The 17,181-nt window shown below is 66.0% G+C and carries 13 protein-coding genes; 10 read left to right on the top strand and 3 right to left on the bottom strand.

Annotated features, from left to right (window positions below):
• The first annotated feature begins 47 nt into the window (after window positions 1–47).
• Window positions 48–2,903, top strand: a complete 2,856-nt coding sequence (locus NH14_RS14785) for a DUF6600 domain-containing protein (protein ID WP_035522587.1) — start codon at window positions 48–50, stop codon at window positions 2,901–2,903.
• 123 nt (window positions 2,904–3,026) lie between these two features.
• On the opposite strand, the gene NH14_RS14780 is transcribed toward NH14_RS14785, so the two are convergent.
• Window positions 3,027–3,998 (bottom strand): thymidylate synthase, encoded by a 972-nt coding sequence (locus NH14_RS14780; protein WP_035522574.1) that lies wholly within the window; start codon window positions 3,996–3,998, stop codon window positions 3,027–3,029.
• A gap of 633 nt (window positions 3,999–4,631) precedes the next feature.
• Complete coding sequence (locus NH14_RS14775) at window positions 4,632–6,023, bottom strand: sigma-54 dependent transcriptional regulator (protein WP_035522573.1); 1,392 nt, start codon at window positions 6,021–6,023, stop codon at window positions 4,632–4,634.
• Window positions 6,024–6,601: 578 nt separating this feature from the next.
• On the opposite strand from NH14_RS14775, the gene NH14_RS14770 reads away from it, so the two are divergent.
• From NH14_RS14770 to NH14_RS14730, 9 genes are all read left to right on the top strand, one after another.
• Window positions 6,602–7,132 carry a hypothetical protein gene (locus NH14_RS14770; protein ID WP_084225107.1) on the top strand — a complete coding sequence of 177 codons (531 nt, stop codon included), beginning with the start codon at window positions 6,602–6,604 and terminating at the stop codon, window positions 7,130–7,132.
• Window positions 7,133–7,251: 119 nt separating this feature from the next.
• Window positions 7,252–7,761, top strand: coding sequence for a FapA family amyloid fibril periplasmic chaperone (locus NH14_RS14765; protein ID WP_052147832.1), 510 nt, complete (start codon window positions 7,252–7,254; stop codon window positions 7,759–7,761).
• Window positions 7,758–8,387 carry a FapB/FapC family functional amyloid domain-containing protein gene (locus NH14_RS14760; RefSeq protein ID WP_035522572.1) on the top strand — a complete coding sequence of 210 codons (630 nt, stop codon included), beginning with the start codon at window positions 7,758–7,760 and terminating at the stop codon, window positions 8,385–8,387. Before NH14_RS14765 ends, NH14_RS14760 begins: the two co-directional genes overlap by 4 nt.
• A gap of 25 nt (window positions 8,388–8,412) precedes the next feature.
• The gene (locus NH14_RS14755; protein WP_035522565.1) at window positions 8,413–9,996 is read left to right on the top strand and encodes a FapB/FapC family functional amyloid domain-containing protein; all 1,584 of its coding nucleotides are present in this window, start codon (window positions 8,413–8,415) and stop codon (window positions 9,994–9,996) included.
• Window positions 9,997–10,101: 105 nt separating this feature from the next.
• Complete coding sequence (locus tag NH14_RS14750) at window positions 10,102–10,821, top strand: C39 family peptidase (protein WP_035522562.1); 720 nt, start codon at window positions 10,102–10,104, stop codon at window positions 10,819–10,821.
• A 14-nt stretch (window positions 10,822–10,835) separates the two neighbouring features.
• A complete protein-coding gene (locus NH14_RS14745; protein ID WP_035522559.1) occupies window positions 10,836–11,678 on the top strand; it encodes a hypothetical protein in 843 nt (280 codons plus the stop codon).
• 192 nt (window positions 11,679–11,870) lie between these two features.
• On the top strand, window positions 11,871–13,370 hold the full coding sequence (locus NH14_RS14740) for a hypothetical protein (RefSeq protein WP_035522557.1): 1,500 nt from the start codon (window positions 11,871–11,873) through the stop codon (window positions 13,368–13,370).
• A gap of 233 nt (window positions 13,371–13,603) precedes the next feature.
• Complete coding sequence (locus NH14_RS14735) at window positions 13,604–14,986, top strand: sigma-54 dependent transcriptional regulator (protein ID WP_152617083.1); 1,383 nt, start codon at window positions 13,604–13,606, stop codon at window positions 14,984–14,986.
• Window positions 14,987–15,064: 78 nt separating this feature from the next.
• Complete coding sequence (locus tag NH14_RS14730) at window positions 15,065–15,562, top strand: dihydrofolate reductase (RefSeq protein WP_035522554.1); 498 nt, start codon at window positions 15,065–15,067, stop codon at window positions 15,560–15,562.
• 97 nt (window positions 15,563–15,659) lie between these two features.
• Here the strand turns inward: NH14_RS14730 and pmbA are convergent, their stop codons facing one another.
• Window positions 15,660–17,030: a metalloprotease PmbA gene (gene pmbA / locus NH14_RS14725; protein ID WP_035522551.1), complete on the bottom strand. Its 1,371-nt coding sequence runs from the start codon at window positions 17,028–17,030 to the stop codon at window positions 15,660–15,662.
• Window positions 17,031–17,181: the final 151 nt, after the last annotated feature.

The raw sequence follows: 17,181 nt of genomic DNA, 5'->3' as shown, positions 1-17,181 counted from the left end.
TCCCCACATAGCTTCCTGAAATTCGCTCCAGGGGCTGGAGAACCAACATGACAACGCGCACCCCATCGCTCACCACGCACGAAGCCCCGAATTCGCACGCCGCACACCGCCCGCTTGGCCGCCCGCCAGGCCGCACGCTGATCGCCGGCGCCGTGCTCGCCGCGTTCGCACTCAGCCTGAGCGGCGCCAACGCGTGGGCACAGGGCGCGCCCGCCGCAGGCGACCCGCCGGGACGCGTCGCGCGCCTCGACTACATGGCGGGCGACGTGACCACTGAACCAGCCGGCGCCACCGACTGGTCCTATGCGCAGCTGAACCGCCCGCTCACGACCGGCGACCAGCTCTGGAACGACGCCAATGCGCGCTCGCAGATGCACATCGGTTCGACGGCGGTGCGCATGGGCCCGCAAACGAGCGTCGACGTGCTCAATCTCGACGACTCGAACACCCAGCTCAAAGTCGCGCAAGGCACACTCTCGACGCGCGTGCGCGCGCTGCCGCCCGGCAGCGCATACGAAATCGACACGCCCAATCTCGCGCTCGGCGTGACCAGCCCCGGCGACTATCGCGTGGACGTCGCGCCCGACGGCGGCGCCACGACCGTTACGGTGCGCAGCGGCAATGTGACGGTATACGGCGAGAACGGCCAGATGCCGATTTCGGCGGGCCAGCAGATCCGCTTTGCCGGCACCGATCTGCAGCAGGTGGCGAGCGAGCCCGCGCCGCCACCCGACGCCTTCGACCAGTGGGCGCTCGCACGCGACGCGGCCGAGGACCGCTCGGTTTCGGCGCGCTATGTCTCGCGCGACATACCCGGCTATCAGGACCTGGACGCCAACGGTTCGTGGCATAAAAGTCCGCAGTACGGCGAGGTCTGGACGCCGAACGACGTGCCCTCGGGCTGGGCGCCGTATCACGACGGCCACTGGGTGTGGCAAGCGCCATGGGGCTGGACGTGGGTGGACGACGCCCCGTGGGGCTTCGCGCCTTATCACTACGGGCGCTGGGCCTACGTCGACGATTCGTGGGCCTGGGTGCCAGGCCCGATTGTCGAGACCGCGCCGCCGGTCTACGCGCCCGCGCTTGTCGCGTTCGTGGGCGGTGGCCGCGGCGGCCCCGACTGGGGCGTGAATCTCGCCATTGGCGGCGCGGCAGCGGCGGGCGTCGCGTGGTTCGCGCTCGGGCCGGGCGAACCGTGGCATCCGCACTGGGGCGACTGGAGCCCGCGCTACTACGACCGCGTGAATCAGACCGTGATCGTCAATAACTACCGCCACGACGTGAACATCACGAATATCACGAACGTCAATGTGCACAACAACACGTTCGTGAACTACCGCGTGCCGGGCGCCGTGACCGCCGTGCCCGCCACGGCCTTCGTACACGGCCAGCCGACCTCGCGCTTCGCTCAGCGCGTCGACCCGCGCCAGTGGCAGAACGCGCGCATCCAGTCGGGCACGCCGGGCATCGCGCCGGTCAAGGGCAGCTTCGGCCCGAACCTGCGCCGCGCCGATTACCGGCCGCCGGCGTCGCTCAATCAGCGGCAAGTGGTGGCGACGCGCGCGCCGGTTGCGCCGCCCGCGTTCCACGACAACCTCGCGCAGCGCTTCGCCCGTGGCGGCGGCGCCGTGCCGGGCGCGGGCGCGCCCGTCGTGCGCGTCTCCGCGCCGGCACACGCCCCGCTCTCCCCCAACGCGTCCAACTCGCCCTTCTCGCCCGCCTCGCGCGGAGGATGGCCGCAGCAGAACGTGCGCGTCGTGCCACCGCACTCGCCGGTGATTAGCGCTACGGGCCGGCCCAACGGCCAACTCGGTGGCCAACCCATCGGCCAACCCGGCCAACCCGGCCAACCCGGCCAACCCGGCCAACCGGGGCGGCCGGGGCGACCCGACGGCGCGCCCAGTCAGGCGTCCGGTCAGATGCGCGGTCAAACGCCGGCTCAGATGCCGGGGCAAATTCCGAATCAAACGCAGGGTCAGCCGCCGCGTCCGGGCGCATTCGCCCAAGGCGGCCCGCACGGCCCGAACGCGTCCGCGCCCATGCCCATGCGCGCGCAGCAAGCCGGCCAGCCCGGCATGCCGCCCGCAATGGCGAACGGCCACGGCCCATCCGCCGGACAGCCGAACGAAGCGCATGGCGTACCGCGTCCGCCCCAGTTCGCCGGCCGGCCGGAAGGTGCGCAACCGCAGGGCAGCCTGCCCGGCGGCCAACCGCACGCACCCGGCACGCCGGGCACTGCCGGCAACATGAATGGTCGCGCGACGTCAGGCGCGCCGGGCGCGCCGCATCAGCCGTCGTGGATGCAGCCGCACGCACCGATTGCCCAGCGTGAGCAGCCCGGCGGCGCAGCGCCGCGTCAGGAGAACCGCCAGCAAGCCTTCGCAGCAATGCAGCAGCCGCGTGACGGCGCGCCTGCCCGCATACCGCAACCCTCCGCGGGCGAAGCACCGCGCGCACCGCAACCGGGCGAGCAACCGCGCCCGCAGCCCCAGGCGCAGCCGGAGCAACGCGGCGATTTTCATCCGCAACCGCAACCACAGCCGCGCGAGCAACCGCGCCCGCAGCCTCAACCCCAGCCGCGGGCCGAGTTCCATCCGCAGCCGCAGCCCCAACCGCAGCCACGCGAAGCGCCGCGCCCGCAACCTCAGCCGCGCGCGGAATTCCATCAGCAACCGCAGCCCCAACCGCGTCCGGAATTCCACCCGCAACCGCAGCCCCAACCGCAACCGCGCGCCGAGTTTCACCCGCAGCCGCAGCCCCAACCGCAACCGCGTGCCGAGTTCCACCCGCAGCCACAGCCCCAACCGCAGCCGCGCCCAGAGCCCCGTCCGCAGCCGAAGCCTCAGCCCCAACCGCATCCGCAAGCGGGCGGTGGCGGCCACGACGATCGCCATCACGGCTAAGCCCACCTGCCCCGGCGCGCGCCGAAAAGCACGCGCCATCAACGCAAAAGCCCGCGAACGTCACCGTTCGCGGGCTTTGTTTATCGTGCGTCGCTCCAGGCGCCACGGCACTACAGCGGCACGCTAGACCGCCATCGGCGCGGTAAGCGGATCGTGATGCCGGTAGCCTGATAGCGAGAAGTCCGACGGCTCGACTTTTTCGAGCCATTCGGGCTCGTAGAGGCCGGTTTTCGCGTACTCGGGCACGCGCGAGGCGATCTCGAGGCGCGGGCTCTCGTAGGGTTCGCGGCGCAGCTGCTCGTTGAGCATCCCGAGCTGGTTTTCGTAGATGTGCGCGTCGCCGATGAAGTACGTGAACCAGCGCGGCGTGTAGCCGGTCAGGTGGCCGACGAGATGCAGCAGCACCGCGCCTTCGGTCAGATTGAACGGCGTGCCGAGCCCGACGTCGTTGCTGCGGATGTACAGGCACAGCGAGATCTCGCGCTTTGCGACGTTCGGCAGGAATTGGTAGAGCAAATGGCACGCGGGCAGCGCGATCTCGTCGAGCACCGCCGGGTTCCAGCCGTGAAACAGAATCCGGCGGTCGGCGGGATTGTTCATGATCGTGTCGAGGCACTGGCGCAGTTGGTCGACCGCCTTGTAGAGCAGCACCTTCGGGCGGCCGTCCTCGCTGAACTCGCTCACGCGCGCAAAGCCGCGCGCCTGCGCGTCGGCAAGCTGCGCACTCGCGCCGGCGTCGAGCACCTTGTAGGCGGGCCACTGGCGCCACTGCACCCCGTAGACATCGCCCAGATCGTCGGTGCCGCGGCGGTACGGATTGGCCAGCCACTGTGCGTTCTCATTCGCATTGGCGTCCCAGACCTTGCAGCCGAGCGCGCGGAAATCCGCTGCGCTGCGCGAGGCGCGCAAGAAGCCGATCAGCTCGCCCACCGCCGACTTGAACGCGAGCTTTTTCGTCGTGACAGCGGGGAAGCCCTGTTGCAGGTCGAAGCGCAACATCGCGCCCGGCATGCTGATCGTGCGGATGCCGGTGCGGTTTTCCTGCCAGGTGCCGGTGTCGAGAATCGAGCGGACGAGCTCGAGGTACTGTTTCATGCGCGCTTCCCTGAGCGGGCGCGCGAGCGCGCCCGATGCGGATTCAAAAGCGAGATTCTATAGCAAGCGGGCAAACGGCAGATCCGGCTCGATGGGCTAGCAGCGGGGTTAGCGGAGGGACTGGCAGCGCGGAACCAGCGGGGAACGAGCAGGAAGGCGCAAACGACACAACGGCGTATCGACCCGACATGGTTATGCAATACGCATTATCTCGGCAAAGTGAAATGCAAAATAATTAATACGCCGCACGGAGGTTATATGTCAAAAGCAAACGGAGAAAATCGACGCACAGAATAATGTGACGGCCGCGTGGCAAATCCGTGCACAAATGATTGTGAATAATTCGCAATATCGCCATCGGCAAACCCGGACCGCATGAATCAGCGGATGCTGTCGCAAGCCAAGCGGACAAGGCGGCTCACACACGCGAGCCGCCTGCCGCACGAACCCGCGCCCCCGCACGGACCCGCCTTGCACCCCTGCACCTTCCGTACCTTCCAGCACCCTCATGGCCGTATCCGGCTCTTCGTCGCCTGCTTCTTCAGCGCTTGTCCGGCTGTTTTGCGCAGCCGTTTTATGGTCCCCTCAGCGAGGCCGTCTTTCGATCACCTTCAGGTCGCCCACGGGTCACCCTCAGGCCCCGCCCCCCGAAATCAGCCCGCCCGAATGCGGCGCGAGCGGATCGCTCTCCATATGCCGCATACCGTGCGCGCACAACAACCGGTACAGCGTCACACGCGAAATACCCAACTCCTGCGCGGCGTCGCCAAGCCGCCCGCGATGGCGCAGCAACGCGAGTTCGATGGCCTGGCGCTCGGCGGCCTCGCGCGCCTGCGCGAGCGAGACCGGCACCACCTCGACGTAATCGCCGAGTTCGAGGTCGCGCGCCGTGATCGCGCGCCCTTCCGACATGACGATCGCTCGCCGCACGCGGTTGATGAGTTCGCGCACGTTGCCCGGCCAGCTATAGTTATGCAGCGCCGCAATGGCGTCAGGCGAAAAGCCGCGCAGGCGCCGCCCGCCGTCTTTCTTGAAGCGCTCGAGCATGTGCCGCGCGAGCAGTTCGATGTCCTTGCCGCGCGCGCGCAGCGGCGGCTCGTCGATCTGCAGCACGCACAGGCGGTGATACAAATCCTGGCGGAAGCGCCCTTCGACCATCGCCGCGCGCATGTCCACGTGCGTGGCGGAGATGATGCGAACATCCACCGGCATCGACTGATGGCCGCCCAGCCGCTCGATCTTGCCTTCCTGGAGAAAGCGCAACAGGCTCGCCTGGCTTTCCATCGGCAGATCGCCAATTTCATCGAGAAAAAGCGTGCCGCCGTTGGCCGCTTCGACGCGCCCGGTCTTGCGCTGGCTCGCACCTGTGAATGCGCCGCGCTCGTAGCCGAATAGCTCCGACTGCAGCAGATGCGGCGGAATGGCCCCGCAATTGATGGGCACGAACGGCGCATTGCGCCGGGACGAACGTTCGTGAATGGCAACCGCGGTGAGTTCCTTGCCGGTGCCCGACTCGCCTGAAATGAACACCGGCGCGTCGGTCATCGCGACCTTGCGGATCGAGCGGAAGAGCGCCAGCATGGCCTCGCACGAGCCCACCATTTCGCCTTCCGCGCCGCCCGAATGGTCGTTCGAGGCACGCTCGCAAAGCGTGACCATGCCATAGGCATGGCCCACGGAATCGACGATGCGTTCGCCGCTCCACGGCACCGTTACGTAATCGAAACAGTAATCGCGCACGAGACGGCGCAAATTGGCGTCCTGCAACTGACCAGTGGTGGTCGCGGCCACCCAGCCCACGTTAGGCAACGTCAGACACGGCTCGAAGGCGCCGATCTCATGGAGATGGAACTCGCTGGTCAAGTCGAGCAGCCCGCCCGCAGGCGAACCTGCGCGCAACGCCCGCCGCGCGTCCCGCGCGTTGCCCACGATCTCCACCTGCCAGCCCCGCTCGTGGAACCGCTCGTTCAGCGCTTCGTTCGGCTTGCGCGTCACGTAAACCAATTGCCGCATTGCGGATTCCATTATTCAGATCCTCTTGCCAACACATCGTTGCGAAATGACGGCACGCACCTGATGTACAGACACGCCGCAAAACAAACCATTCGCCAGGCGCAATTAAACGCGGGCGAACATAGGGGCTTTTGCGGACAGTGAATCCCCGAACTGCGGCGTGTGGTCAATTTGGCCCTCTTTGGGCCTTTGTTATGGCTATTACGCGTTTTTCTAAAGCTTACTATATGGATCGGGATGTTGGATAGAAAATATGCGGCGCGAATCGATAAGGGCGCGATGGAAAGGTTTCCATTACATGACCACTGAATTGTAAGAGGAAAATGAATTGCGGATGTTTCCATTCTGTTGGCTCCCGCACTGTTTTCCAGACACGCCGGACTGCGTAGAACAAAAATCGCGCAAACGTTTCCCCTGAAACTTTTCGACCAATTTCGGGGGGTTAAAACAGCCCGGCGTTTCAGCGCTGAAACGTTTTTGCGAAAATCCGCTATTCAAAATCCGTAGAAAATATTCCAACCCGCGACGTATCAACGGATTGCGTGGCATGGCACACGTTTCGCTAAATGTCTCGCACCAGGAGATACGCCATGCGACTCATTTTTTCGAACATCAGGCGCAGTGTAACCGGCCCGTGCGGCATGCTTGCCGCCGTGCTGATTCCCGCCGTGCTCTTCGCCCTCGCGCCGTCGGCGCGCGCACAAACCGCTGGGGATGTGGCAAGTGCGAGTGTCGTCGCGGCGAACCCGGATGTCGTTCCTGCAACAGACGCGGCCATGGCGAGCGTGACGCTCAATACAGGCATGGCCCCTGATTCCTCCTATTACGGCACCAGCGGCAAGAACTTGAGCGCCGCCACGGGTACCGACGCGCTCGCCGCCGATCCCGGCCCCGCTGGGGACGACACGGTGCTCGCGGGCGTGGGCGCCATCGACGACCAGACGCTCGCGCGCCAGCGCGGCGGCGCCGTGGGCATGGTGATGATCGCTGCCACGCCGCAACTCATGCGCGGCAACGGCGTAACGCTGTGGGACGAGATCGGCCCGCCCACGCCGCTGCCGATCCCGGTGGACGCAGGCCAGGCGGCGCAGGGCAACCTCGCCAGCTACGTCCGGAAATAACTGGAAAAGAACGCGGCAAACAACGCGGTTAGTGCCGAAACCGGCCCCGTGCCGGGCTCAGCGCGGCGCAGAGGCGGCGCCCAATGCGCGCCGCGCCGGAAACAGAGATGGAGACAGACATGATCGTTCGCTTCAAGACGCCCGCTGAGCGCCGGTGCTCCGCCCGACTCGCGGCCGTTCTGAGCGCCGCGTTCGCGGCGGTGCTGGCGGCGGACGTCGGCGCACAGCAGGTGATCAATCCCGGCGACATCATCGTCGAGCGCGACATCACCCCGCGCAGCGCCTTCGCCGCCGTGCCGAAGAGCCAGGACCCGGTGCTCGTGCGGGCCACCACGTTCCCGAAGAACACCTTCGACCCGACGATGGCGACGCTCGTGAACGACACCGACCTCACCAATGCGCACGGCAATTCCGGCGTGAACACAACTGGCGCACTCGCCGGCGAGGCCGCGGGCGTACAGGCCGTCACCCGCGTTCTCGTGGGCAATCCGGCGGCAACCAGTTCGGCGCTCGGCGCGGGCGGCAGCGCCCAGGCCGTCGGCGGACTGGGCGGCACGATCTCGTCTACGGTCACCGGCGCCATCGCGCCGATCACGAGCGCGCTGGGCGCCATCGGGAGCATGAAATGAGCCGCCGCACGCACGTCCGGGCCATTTCGCGCGCATTGGCAGCCGTCGCCCTCGGCGCCTCGTTGGCGACGCTCGCAACGACCGCGCAAGCCCAGGTCAACGTAGGCGCAACCGCCGTGATCGCGCCGAATGCCGCGACCTCGACCACCGGCGCGCTCGCCGTAAACGAAGCGGCCGGGCTCGACAACGTCCAGGCCAACCAGCTGACCATCACGAGCGGCGGCTCAGTCGCCAATGTGAATCTCGACGAACAAGGCGCCACGACGCGCGCGCGGCTCGGCAACGCCAGCGCGCTGATCGGCTCGGGCGCTTTCTCCAACACGTCCGGCGCCATGATGGTGAATCAGTCGGCGGGCGTGGGCAACATCCAGCGCAACAGTGCGCAGATCGGCACTGGGGCGCTCGGAGTCGCGTTGGTATCGGACGGAGAACTGTCCTCGGCCAGCGCGACGAACGGCCGTACGGGCAACCAGATTGGCGAGACACGCGGCATTCGTGAGGTACGCATCGACGGTGCGGCCTTCAGGAATGCAACGGGCCTCGTACAGGTGAACCAGACAGCCGGCGCCGGTAACGCTACGGCAAACAGTTTTGTGCTCCGTCCCCCGGCGGGCACTCTTTTTTAACTGACCACTAGTATCGGAGCGAAACATGAAGCGCACCCTCATCGCAGCAGCAGTACTCGCGACGGCGGCTAGTTCCGCTTTCGCAGGCCCCAAGACCGCTATCCTCTTCAACCTCACCGGCGTGACGGACGTGGTGGACATGGACGGCTCTGTCAGGATGTCTGGACGCGTCCACGTCTCGAGCACGGCCGGCGCGGTCATCAACAACACGCAGACCACGGGCGGCGGCACGCTGCTTCCGCAGGCGCAGAGCTACCAGTTCGGCAACGTCACGACCACCTATAACGACAGGAACTGGAGCGTGAACGGCACGGGCACGAACTCCGCCTACGCGACCACGTCGTACAGCGAACAGGACGGGTCAATGTCTTCCAGGTCGTCGTCCAGAACGCATGATGTGAATGCCTCGACCACGAAGAGCTCGTCGAGCAGCTACAGCTACGACAAGAACCGCAGCGCGAGCATCGACGCGGCCGTCCACGTCAAGACCGACAGCGGATCCACGAGCGACACAAAGGTTTCCAACAAGGTCAGTGATACCGGCGGCTCCAGCTTCAGCGATACGTCCAGCAACGTCGGCTCGAACAGCTCGATGAATTCGCAGAGCGCCAAGGGCGACCTGTCGCTAAGCGCCAAGTGGACGCATACGGGCAACAGAAGAAACGGCTCCGCCAGCCTGACGTTGAGCGGCTCGGAAAGCACGTCGCAAACGAAGAACAGCTCCCACGACAATAACAACACGGCGAAGGACGCGAAGACCTGGTCGTTCAATAACACGTTTAATTCCGACAAGAGCACGAGCACGGCCAACACGGGCTACGCGGATGCCTCGTTGAACGCCTCGGTCACGACCAAGGAAAGCGGCTCCGGCGACCGGATGAGCAATTCAAAAAACACGTACGCCCATTCGTACAGCGAATCGAGCACCAGCAAGTCGCAGGACTCGCATTCGTCCTCGAGGTCCACGGAAGCCAGGAACACGTGGGGCTATAGCGTGAGCGACTCGTTGAAGACCGTCGACGAAAAGACGACCGGCTCGTTGACAGTTCACACCGACACTCGCAAGGCCGCCACGCTCGACGCCAACACGGGCAACGGCGCGGCAACCGGCGTGACGGGCAACCTGGGCGTGAACATCGCCGAAGGCATCAACAACGCGCAAAGCAACGACGTCGCGCTCGCTTCGGTCGATGTGGGCAATGTGTTCGGTAACGCTCAGATCTTTAACAATCAGGCGTCCGCTGGCAAAGCCAATGTGAAAAACTTCAATCTGAACGCATCGGTGGGTGACGGCTCGCTCGCCAGCGTCTCGGGCAATGTCGGTGTGAACGTCGCTTCGGGTATCGGCAACGCGCAGAACAACAGCCTCGCCGGCTCCGTAACGACGGCCAAGAACGCTGGCTCCGCCCAAACGACGGCGATGGTCGCGACCGACAAAAACGTGCAGAACGCAGGCATGACGGCAACGGGCCAGTTCCAGGGCACGGCTAGCCTCGGCGCCAACACCCTCACCGGCGCAAGCGGCAACATCGGCGTGAACATTGCCGGCGGCATCGGCAATCTGCAGCACAACGGCATGGCCATCGCCGCAATGAGTAACGGCCACTAAGCATCACTAATCAACTCGATAGTCGATGTAATTCCATGCTGCACCCCGGCGCGCCGGCTGCTATCACATAGCGGCTGGCGCGCAAACCAGATGCAGGAGACCACCATGTCCGGGTCCGTTTCGTCCCCGGCGTCAAGAACATGTGCCATCGCGCTGGCGCTCGCCGCCACCGCGGCGTGGATACCTTGCCAGGCGCAGTCGACCATCGACGCGACCCACCTGATCGGCGTGCCGATCAAGTTGCCGGTCCGCTCGATGCGCGAGATCCGCTACAACAGCGTCGTCACACAGCAATACGACTACAGCTGCGGCGCGGCCGCGCTCGCGACGCTGCTCAAGTACGGCTACGGCATCGACATTCCCGAACCGGAACTGATCCGGCGCATGATGGTGTTCTCCACCCCCGAGGTGGTCGTGAAGAACGGCTTCTCCATGCTCGACATGAAGAAGTTCGTCGAAACGATCGGCCTGCGCGGCCGGGGCTTTCGCGTCAATACCGACGCGCTTTATCACCTGCAGATTCCCGTGCTCGTCCTCATGAACATCGAAGGCTACGAGCACTTCGTGATCGTCAAGCATGCCGAGAACAACCGCGTCTTCATTGCGGACCCCGCGCTCGGCAATCGCATCGTTGCCGAGGATGATTTTGCGAAGACGTGGAACGGGCTCGTCTTCGCCGTGCTCGGCAAACCGTTTCTGGAGGATTCTCCGCTGTTGCAGAACAACGAGTCGATCGCGCTGAAGCTGCGCGAAAACGCCCTGCTCAACGGTACGGCGCCGACACCTTTCTTCGAATACGGCCTCGACAAGGCCTTGATGTTCTGAAGTCCTGAATAGCCATGAAACGCAACCTCTCACAGTGTGGCATCGCGGCAGGTGTCTGCGCGCTCGCCTGCGCTTGTTCGGGCAATGCGTGCGCAGCAGAAAGCCTCGCCGCCACCCAGGCGGCCTTGCCTGCATTTCTCTCGGCGGGCGGACCCGACGCACAGCCCGTGCGCTGCGAGTTAGTCGACGACGACGTGCTCGCGCATCAAACCGGCAAGTACGCCGGCAGCGACATGATTTCCGGCTTCGTGCTCAGCGTACTGTCGCAATGGCAATTGCCCAATGGCGCCAGCGCCGTCGCGCAAGGCGCGCTCGCCGTCTCGCAGAACACGGCCAACAAGCTGAGCGCGAGCGTGCAGACCAGTGCGCACGTCACCGACCCGATGGCGGGCGGCACCAACATCGGCAATAGCGGCGCCATGCCGAACACCTCGGCCTCGGGCGGCCAGAACGTGTCGGTCAACGGCGTATCGCAGATCACCCAGGTGGCCGGCAATGGCAACGTCGGCTCCAACGCCGCGACCATCGATTACAGCAATGCGCTGCAGATCGCCGGCATGGCGGGCGCCAATCAGACGAGCGCAGCGGCTTCGAACGCGAACGGCACCATCAAGGCCGGCATCGCATTCGGCGGCAACGGCATCAACGTCACGCTGCAAACGCCCGCCGGCATGGCGACGCAGAACATCGTGCCCGGCAGCGCGCAGCAGGCGGGCGCCATTGCCCAGTTGCTCCAGGTCGCGGGCAACAACCAGCAAGTCGCAAACCAGTTGCAACTCAGCTTGCAGACGCAGCAGTTGAACGCACAAATGATCCGGCAGGCCGGCGTATTACAGGCTCTACGCAACACCCGCTAAAAAAACGCCGCCTGGTTACAGCAACAAGATGCCGCCGACCGCCATCGACGGCCGCCACAAGGAGACACCTGAAGGAGGTCAGCACGCGAACCGCCAGAACGCGTGAAGCAACACCGAGCAAGCGTATCGACGATGCGTGCGCGGAACCTGGGGGTTCTGTCGTGCATCGACTTTCGATCCGGGGGAAAAAGAATGATCACGTCGTACCCGACGGCAGCGCCGCGTTTAACGCTCGCCGCCATTCCAGCAGCAGTCCTGCTTTTCGCGCTCGCGCAAACCGCACATGCGCAGGCGCTGCAAAGCCAGTCTGTCGAAGAACGTCTCAACACGCTGATGCGCGTGGTGGACGAGCAGCAGCGACAAATCCAGTCTCTCGAGCGCCAGGTCACGAACCTCGAAATGGCGCAGCGCGGACGCGGCATGCCGGGCGCCGGTGCGCCGGCCGCCAGCGACGGCGCGAGCGTCGCCGACCAGCCCGGCGCGGACGGGCTGCCCGTGCCGCTGCCGCCGCTCGCGCAAGCGCTGCCCGGCGCCACCGCGCCTGGCTCCCTCACCGGCACCGCCACTGGCGTGCCGGTGAATCCGCCCTCGCCCGACAGCGGCCCGGCCACCGGCGCCACCGGTTCGTCCGCCGCGAGCGGGCCGCAGCAAGGCGCGCCCGTCGGCGTCAACGCGGGCGCCAATGCAGGCGCGAACCCGACCGTGGGCGAGACGCAAAAGAACGCCGCGCCCACCCGCACCGAGGCCGAGCAAGCGGTCGTGCAGCGCGAACACGCACCGCTCTTCGACCACAAGCTCACGCTGGACTGGGGCATCAGCGACACCTATTACGACCGGCGCCAGCTGCAGCTCTCGGGCTTCCTCGCGCTCGATGCAATCTTCCTCGGCAACATCAACCTCGGCCAGACGAAGTCGCACCAGCTCATGGCCGATCTCGACACGCGGTACGGCATCACCGACCGCATGAGCATCGACGTCGACGTCCCGTACATTTACCGCCACAGCAGCTTCATCGTGGGCGGCGCTGGCGGCGCGGCGAACACGCTCTCCGATGCGTCCGTGAGCTCGCACGCGATCGGCGACGTGAACTTCGGGATCTACTACCAGTTCCTGAAGGAGACCAACAGCCTGCCCGACGTGGTCGGCAGCCTGCGCGTGAAGACGGACACCGGCACCTCGCCGTTCGGCATCAAGGTGGTGCAGCTCACGCCCGACAACACCAACCTCGTCGCGCCGAGCAAGCTGCCCACGGGCACGGGCTTCTGGAACGTCACGGCCGGCGTCTCGGTGCTGAAGACCTACGATCCGGTGGTGCTGTTCGGCAGCTTCTCGTACACGTACAACATCGCACGCTCGTTCGCCGATATCTCGTCGGTCGTCGGGCAGACGCAGCCGGCCGAGGTGAAGCTCGGCGACATCATCCAGTTCGGCGGCGGCGTGGCGCTCGCCTTCTCCGACAAGGATTCGGCCAGCATCTCCTACACCATGGCCATCGAGCCGCAGTCGAAGACCAAGGCGCCCGGAGGCAGCTGGACCGGCGTGCCGGGCAGCGAGACCACGGCGTCGGTGCTCAACTTCGGCCTGAATCACGTGGTCAACAAGCACCTGACGATCAACGGCGTGGTGTCGGTCGGCCTCACGCCCGATGCGCCGAACTTCGTCGTCGGCTTGCGGTTCCCCTACACCTTCTAATGAAGACGAGGCCGATCGTGCGCGATTCTTCCCATCTGGGCGCCACCGTGACACCTTTAGCCGGGGCGGGCCAGAGGCTCGCCATGCCGGGCGCGCCGCCGCACCCCGCACCCGCAGCAACGGCCGAAAACGCGACGGCAACCGGGACGCGCGAACCCGACGCCGCTGCGCGCACAGCGGAATGCACGCCCGCCTGCGGCCCCGATGGCGGGTCGCTTGCCGACATCGACCGCATGCTGCTGTACGTCGCCCGCGTGCCGGACACACAGCTCGGCGCGTATCTGAAGAGCCGCGGCTGGGACGTCGCGACGGCGAGAACCGCGGCCGAGGCCGCGCGGCTCGTGAAAGCGGAGCCGACCTGCGCGGGCATCGTCGATCTGACCAGCTTCACCGCGCGCGACCTCGCCGCGCTCGAAGCCGTGCTGCGGCTGCAACAGGTGGGCTGGATTGCGCTCACCGACCCCAAGCGTCTAACCGACCCCGAAGTGCGCCGCCTGATCCGCCACTACTGCTTCGACTACGTGCATCTGCCAGTCGCGCCGGCGACGCTCGACTATCTCGTGAGCCACGCGTTCGGCATGGTCACGCTCTGCGATCTCGACCGTGCGCCGGCGTCGGCCGCAAGCGCGGACGAAGACGAAATGGTGGGCACCTGCGAGGCGATGCAGCAGCTCTTTCGCACCATCCGCAAGGTGGCGAACACCGACGCAACGGTGTTCATCTCGGGTGAATCGGGCACCGGCAAGGAGCTCACCGCGCTCGCGATCCACGAGCGTTCGGCGCGGCGCAAAGCGCCATTCGTGCCGATCAATTGCGGCGCGATTCCGCATCATCTTCTGCAATCCGAATTATTTGGCTACGAGCGCGGCGCGTTCACGGGCGCGCATCAGCGCAAGATCGGACGTGTGGAGGCAGCCAACGGCGGCACGCTCTTTCTCGACGAAATCGGCGACCTGCCGATGGAAAGCCAGGCGAGCCTGCTGCGCTTTCTCCAGGAGGGCAAGATCGAGCGCCTGGGCGGCCACGAGCAGATTCCCGTGGACGTGCGCATCATTTCGGCCACCCACGTCGATCTCGAAGCGGCAATGCGCGACTCGCGCTTCAGGGCCGACCTCTTTCACCGGCTGTGCGTGCTGCGCGTGGACGAGCCGCCGCTGCGCGCGCGCGGCAAGGACATCGAAATTCTCGCGCACCACGTGCTGCACAAGTTCAAGCAGGACAGCGCGCGCAGGATCCGCGGCTTCACGCCCGACGCCATCGAGGCGATGTACAACTACAACTGGCCCGGCAACGTGCGCGAGCTCATCAACCGCGTGCGGCGCGCGATCGTGATGGCGGAATGCAAGCTGATCTCGGCCGGGGATCTCGATCTCGACCAGTTCACCGCTCAGCAGACGGTGACGCTCGCCGAGGCTCGCGAGTCCGCGGAAAAACGCGCGATCGAGGCGGCGCTGCTGCGCCATCGCCATCGCCTGACCGAAGCGGCCGCCGACCTCGGCATCTCGCGCGTGACGCTCTACCGGCTCATGGGCGCACACGGCCTGCGCGACGAGAAGACGATCTTCGACGGCGAGGCGGAGAACCAGCCGGACCTGCCGATCGAGCCGCAGGCTTGACGCCAGGAGCGGCGATAAGGCCGTCGGGTAGAATCGGTGCAACTGGCTTTTCCATTCCAACGCACTTCGACTGACTCGATGACGACGCTCACCCTGATCGTCGCTCGCGCCCGCAACGGCGTGATCGGCCGCGACAACGAGCTGCCCTGGCGGCTGCCCGAGGACCTTGCCTTCTTCAAGCGCACCACCATGGGCGCGCCCATCGTGATGGGCCGCAAGACGCATGAATCGATTGGCCGCGCACTGCCTGGCCGCCGCAACATCGTCGTCACGCGCGACGCCACCCGGCGCTTTCCCGGCTGCGACACGGTCACGAGCCTCGACGCCGCGCTCGCGCTCGCAGCCGAGGACCAGGCGCCCGAAGCGTTCCTGATCGGCGGCGCGCAGCTTTATGCCGAGGGCATCGCGCTCGCGCACAAGCTGATCATCACGGAGATCGCCACCGACTTCGAAGGCGATGCCACCTTCCCCGCGCCCGACCCCGCGCATTGGCGCGAAACGGCGCGCGAGACGCTGCACGCGAATGCGCCCAACAACTTCGATTTCGCGTTCGTCACTTACGAGCGGCGCGACTGAGGGTAGAACCGGGCGTCGAAAACACGCGCAAAAACACCAACGGCACGCCAAGGCGTGCCGTTGTGCATTGAAACGAAGGAAGGTGGCTAGCGCGCGCTTACTGGCCCGCCACCGTCATGCGCTCGATCAGCACGGAACCGGTCTGGCGCGTGCCGCGCGCGAGCGTATCGGCACCCACGGCGACGATGTGGCGGAACATCTCCTGCATCGTCGACGCCACCGTGATCTCCTCGACCGGATACTGGATCTTGCCGTTCTCGACCCAGAAACCCGATGCGCCGCGCGAATAGTCGCCCGTCACGAAGTTCACGCCCTGCCCCATCAGTTCGGTGAGCAGGAGGCCCGTGCCGAGTTTCTTGAGCATGGCCTCGAAGTCGTCTTCGGGGTTCGTGAGCGAACTTTCCAGCCGCAGGTTGTGCGAGCCGCCCGCGTTGCCGGTCGTCTGCATGCCGAGCTTGCGCGCCGAATACGACGACAGGAAATAGCCCTGCACCACGCCGTCCTTCACGACTTCGCGCCGTTGCGTGCGCACGCCTTCCTCGTCGAACGGCGCGCTGCCCGCGGCGCGCGCCACGTGCGGGTCCTCCACCACCTGGATATGCGGCGCGAATACCGGCTTGCCGAGGCTGTCGACCAGAAACGAGGTCTTGCGATAGAGCGCGCCGCCGCTCGTGGCCTGCACGAACGCGCCGAGCAGGCCCGCCGCGATCGGCGCCTCGAACAGCACCGGCACCTTGCGCGTGTCGAGACCGCGCGCGTTCAGGCGCGACAGCGCGCGCTCGGCGGCATAGCGGCCCACCGCCTCCGGCGAGGCCAGCTCGCTCGCGTTGCGCCGCGAGGTGTACCAGTCGTCGCGCTGCATGCTGCGGCCCGTGCCCGCGATGGGCGCGCACGCGATGTAATGGCGCGAATACGGGTAGCCGTGCATGAAGCCGCCCGAGGTGGCGAGCACGAACTGCGAATGCTGCGCCGAAACGCTCGCGCCTTCCGAGTTGGTCACGCGGCGGTCGGTGGCGAATGCGGCGTCCTCGGCGCGGCGCGCGATCTCGACGGCCTCGTCGGCGGTGAGGCTCCACGGGTGATAGAGATCAAGGTCGCGCGGCGCGGTTTCCAGCAGGTCGGGCTCGGCGAGGCCGGCGCAGTCGTCGTCCGCGGTGAAACGCGCGATGTTGTAGGCCGCCGCCACGGTGTCCTTGAGCGCCTGCGCGGAAAAGTCCGAGGTGCTCGCGTTGCCGCGCTTGTTGCCAATGTAGACGGTCACGCCGACCGACTTGTCGCGGTTGTGCTCGATGGTCTCGACTTCGCCGCGCCGCACGGAAACCGACAGGCCATCGCCTTCGGAGATTTCCGTCGCGGCGTCGCTCGCGCCGAGCGCATTCGCGTGACGGAGAATATCCGACGCGATCTCCTTGAGTTCGTCCTGGGTGTGCGGGAAAAATCGTTGCCGGGCTTCGATGTCTGCAGCCATTGTCGTTACGGTCCGGTTTCGGGCCGGAGCGGCCCGCTTGTCGTGTGTCGGGTGTGTCGGATCATGCGCTTCGCCAAAACTCTGCTAAGAAGCGCGTTTCGCGATCATAGCAAGGTATGCGAACGCGTACCGCAGCCGCATGGCCGGCGAC

It is taken from the genome of Paraburkholderia sacchari, from assembly GCF_000785435.2.
GTDB classification, from domain to species: domain Bacteria; phylum Pseudomonadota; class Gammaproteobacteria; order Burkholderiales; family Burkholderiaceae; genus Paraburkholderia; species Paraburkholderia sacchari.
This window is presented reverse-complemented; position numbering and strand designations above follow the sequence as displayed.

What these genes read in the sequence shown, in the direction of transcription:
- NH14_RS14780 (WP_035522574.1), bottom strand. Translation starts at nt 3,998, where the DNA reads ATGAAACAGTACCTCGAGCTCGTCCGCTCGATTCTCGACACCGGCACC.
- NH14_RS14740 (WP_035522557.1), top strand. Translation starts at nt 11,871, where the DNA reads ATGATCACGTCGTACCCGACGGCAGCGCCGCGTTTAACGCTCGCCGCC.
- NH14_RS14770 (WP_084225107.1), top strand. Translation starts at nt 6,602, where the DNA reads ATGCGACTCATTTTTTCGAACATCAGGCGCAGTGTAACCGGCCCGTGC.
- NH14_RS14775 (WP_035522573.1), bottom strand. Translation starts at nt 6,023, where the DNA reads ATGGAATCCGCAATGCGGCAATTGGTTTACGTGACGCGCAAGCCGAAC.
- NH14_RS14735 (WP_152617083.1), top strand. Translation starts at nt 13,604, where the DNA reads ATGCTGCTGTACGTCGCCCGCGTGCCGGACACACAGCTCGGCGCGTAT.
- NH14_RS14730 (WP_035522554.1), top strand. Translation starts at nt 15,065, where the DNA reads ATGACGACGCTCACCCTGATCGTCGCTCGCGCCCGCAACGGCGTGATC.
- NH14_RS14760 (WP_035522572.1), top strand. Translation starts at nt 7,758, where the DNA reads ATGAGCCGCCGCACGCACGTCCGGGCCATTTCGCGCGCATTGGCAGCC.
- NH14_RS14745 (WP_035522559.1), top strand. Translation starts at nt 10,836, where the DNA reads ATGAAACGCAACCTCTCACAGTGTGGCATCGCGGCAGGTGTCTGCGCG.
- NH14_RS14750 (WP_035522562.1), top strand. Translation starts at nt 10,102, where the DNA reads ATGTCCGGGTCCGTTTCGTCCCCGGCGTCAAGAACATGTGCCATCGCG.
- NH14_RS14765 (WP_052147832.1), top strand. Translation starts at nt 7,252, where the DNA reads ATGATCGTTCGCTTCAAGACGCCCGCTGAGCGCCGGTGCTCCGCCCGA.
- NH14_RS14755 (WP_035522565.1), top strand. Translation starts at nt 8,413, where the DNA reads ATGAAGCGCACCCTCATCGCAGCAGCAGTACTCGCGACGGCGGCTAGT.
- NH14_RS14785 (WP_035522587.1), top strand. Translation starts at nt 48, where the DNA reads ATGACAACGCGCACCCCATCGCTCACCACGCACGAAGCCCCGAATTCG.
- pmbA (WP_035522551.1), bottom strand. Translation starts at nt 17,030, where the DNA reads ATGGCTGCAGACATCGAAGCCCGGCAACGATTTTTCCCGCACACCCAG.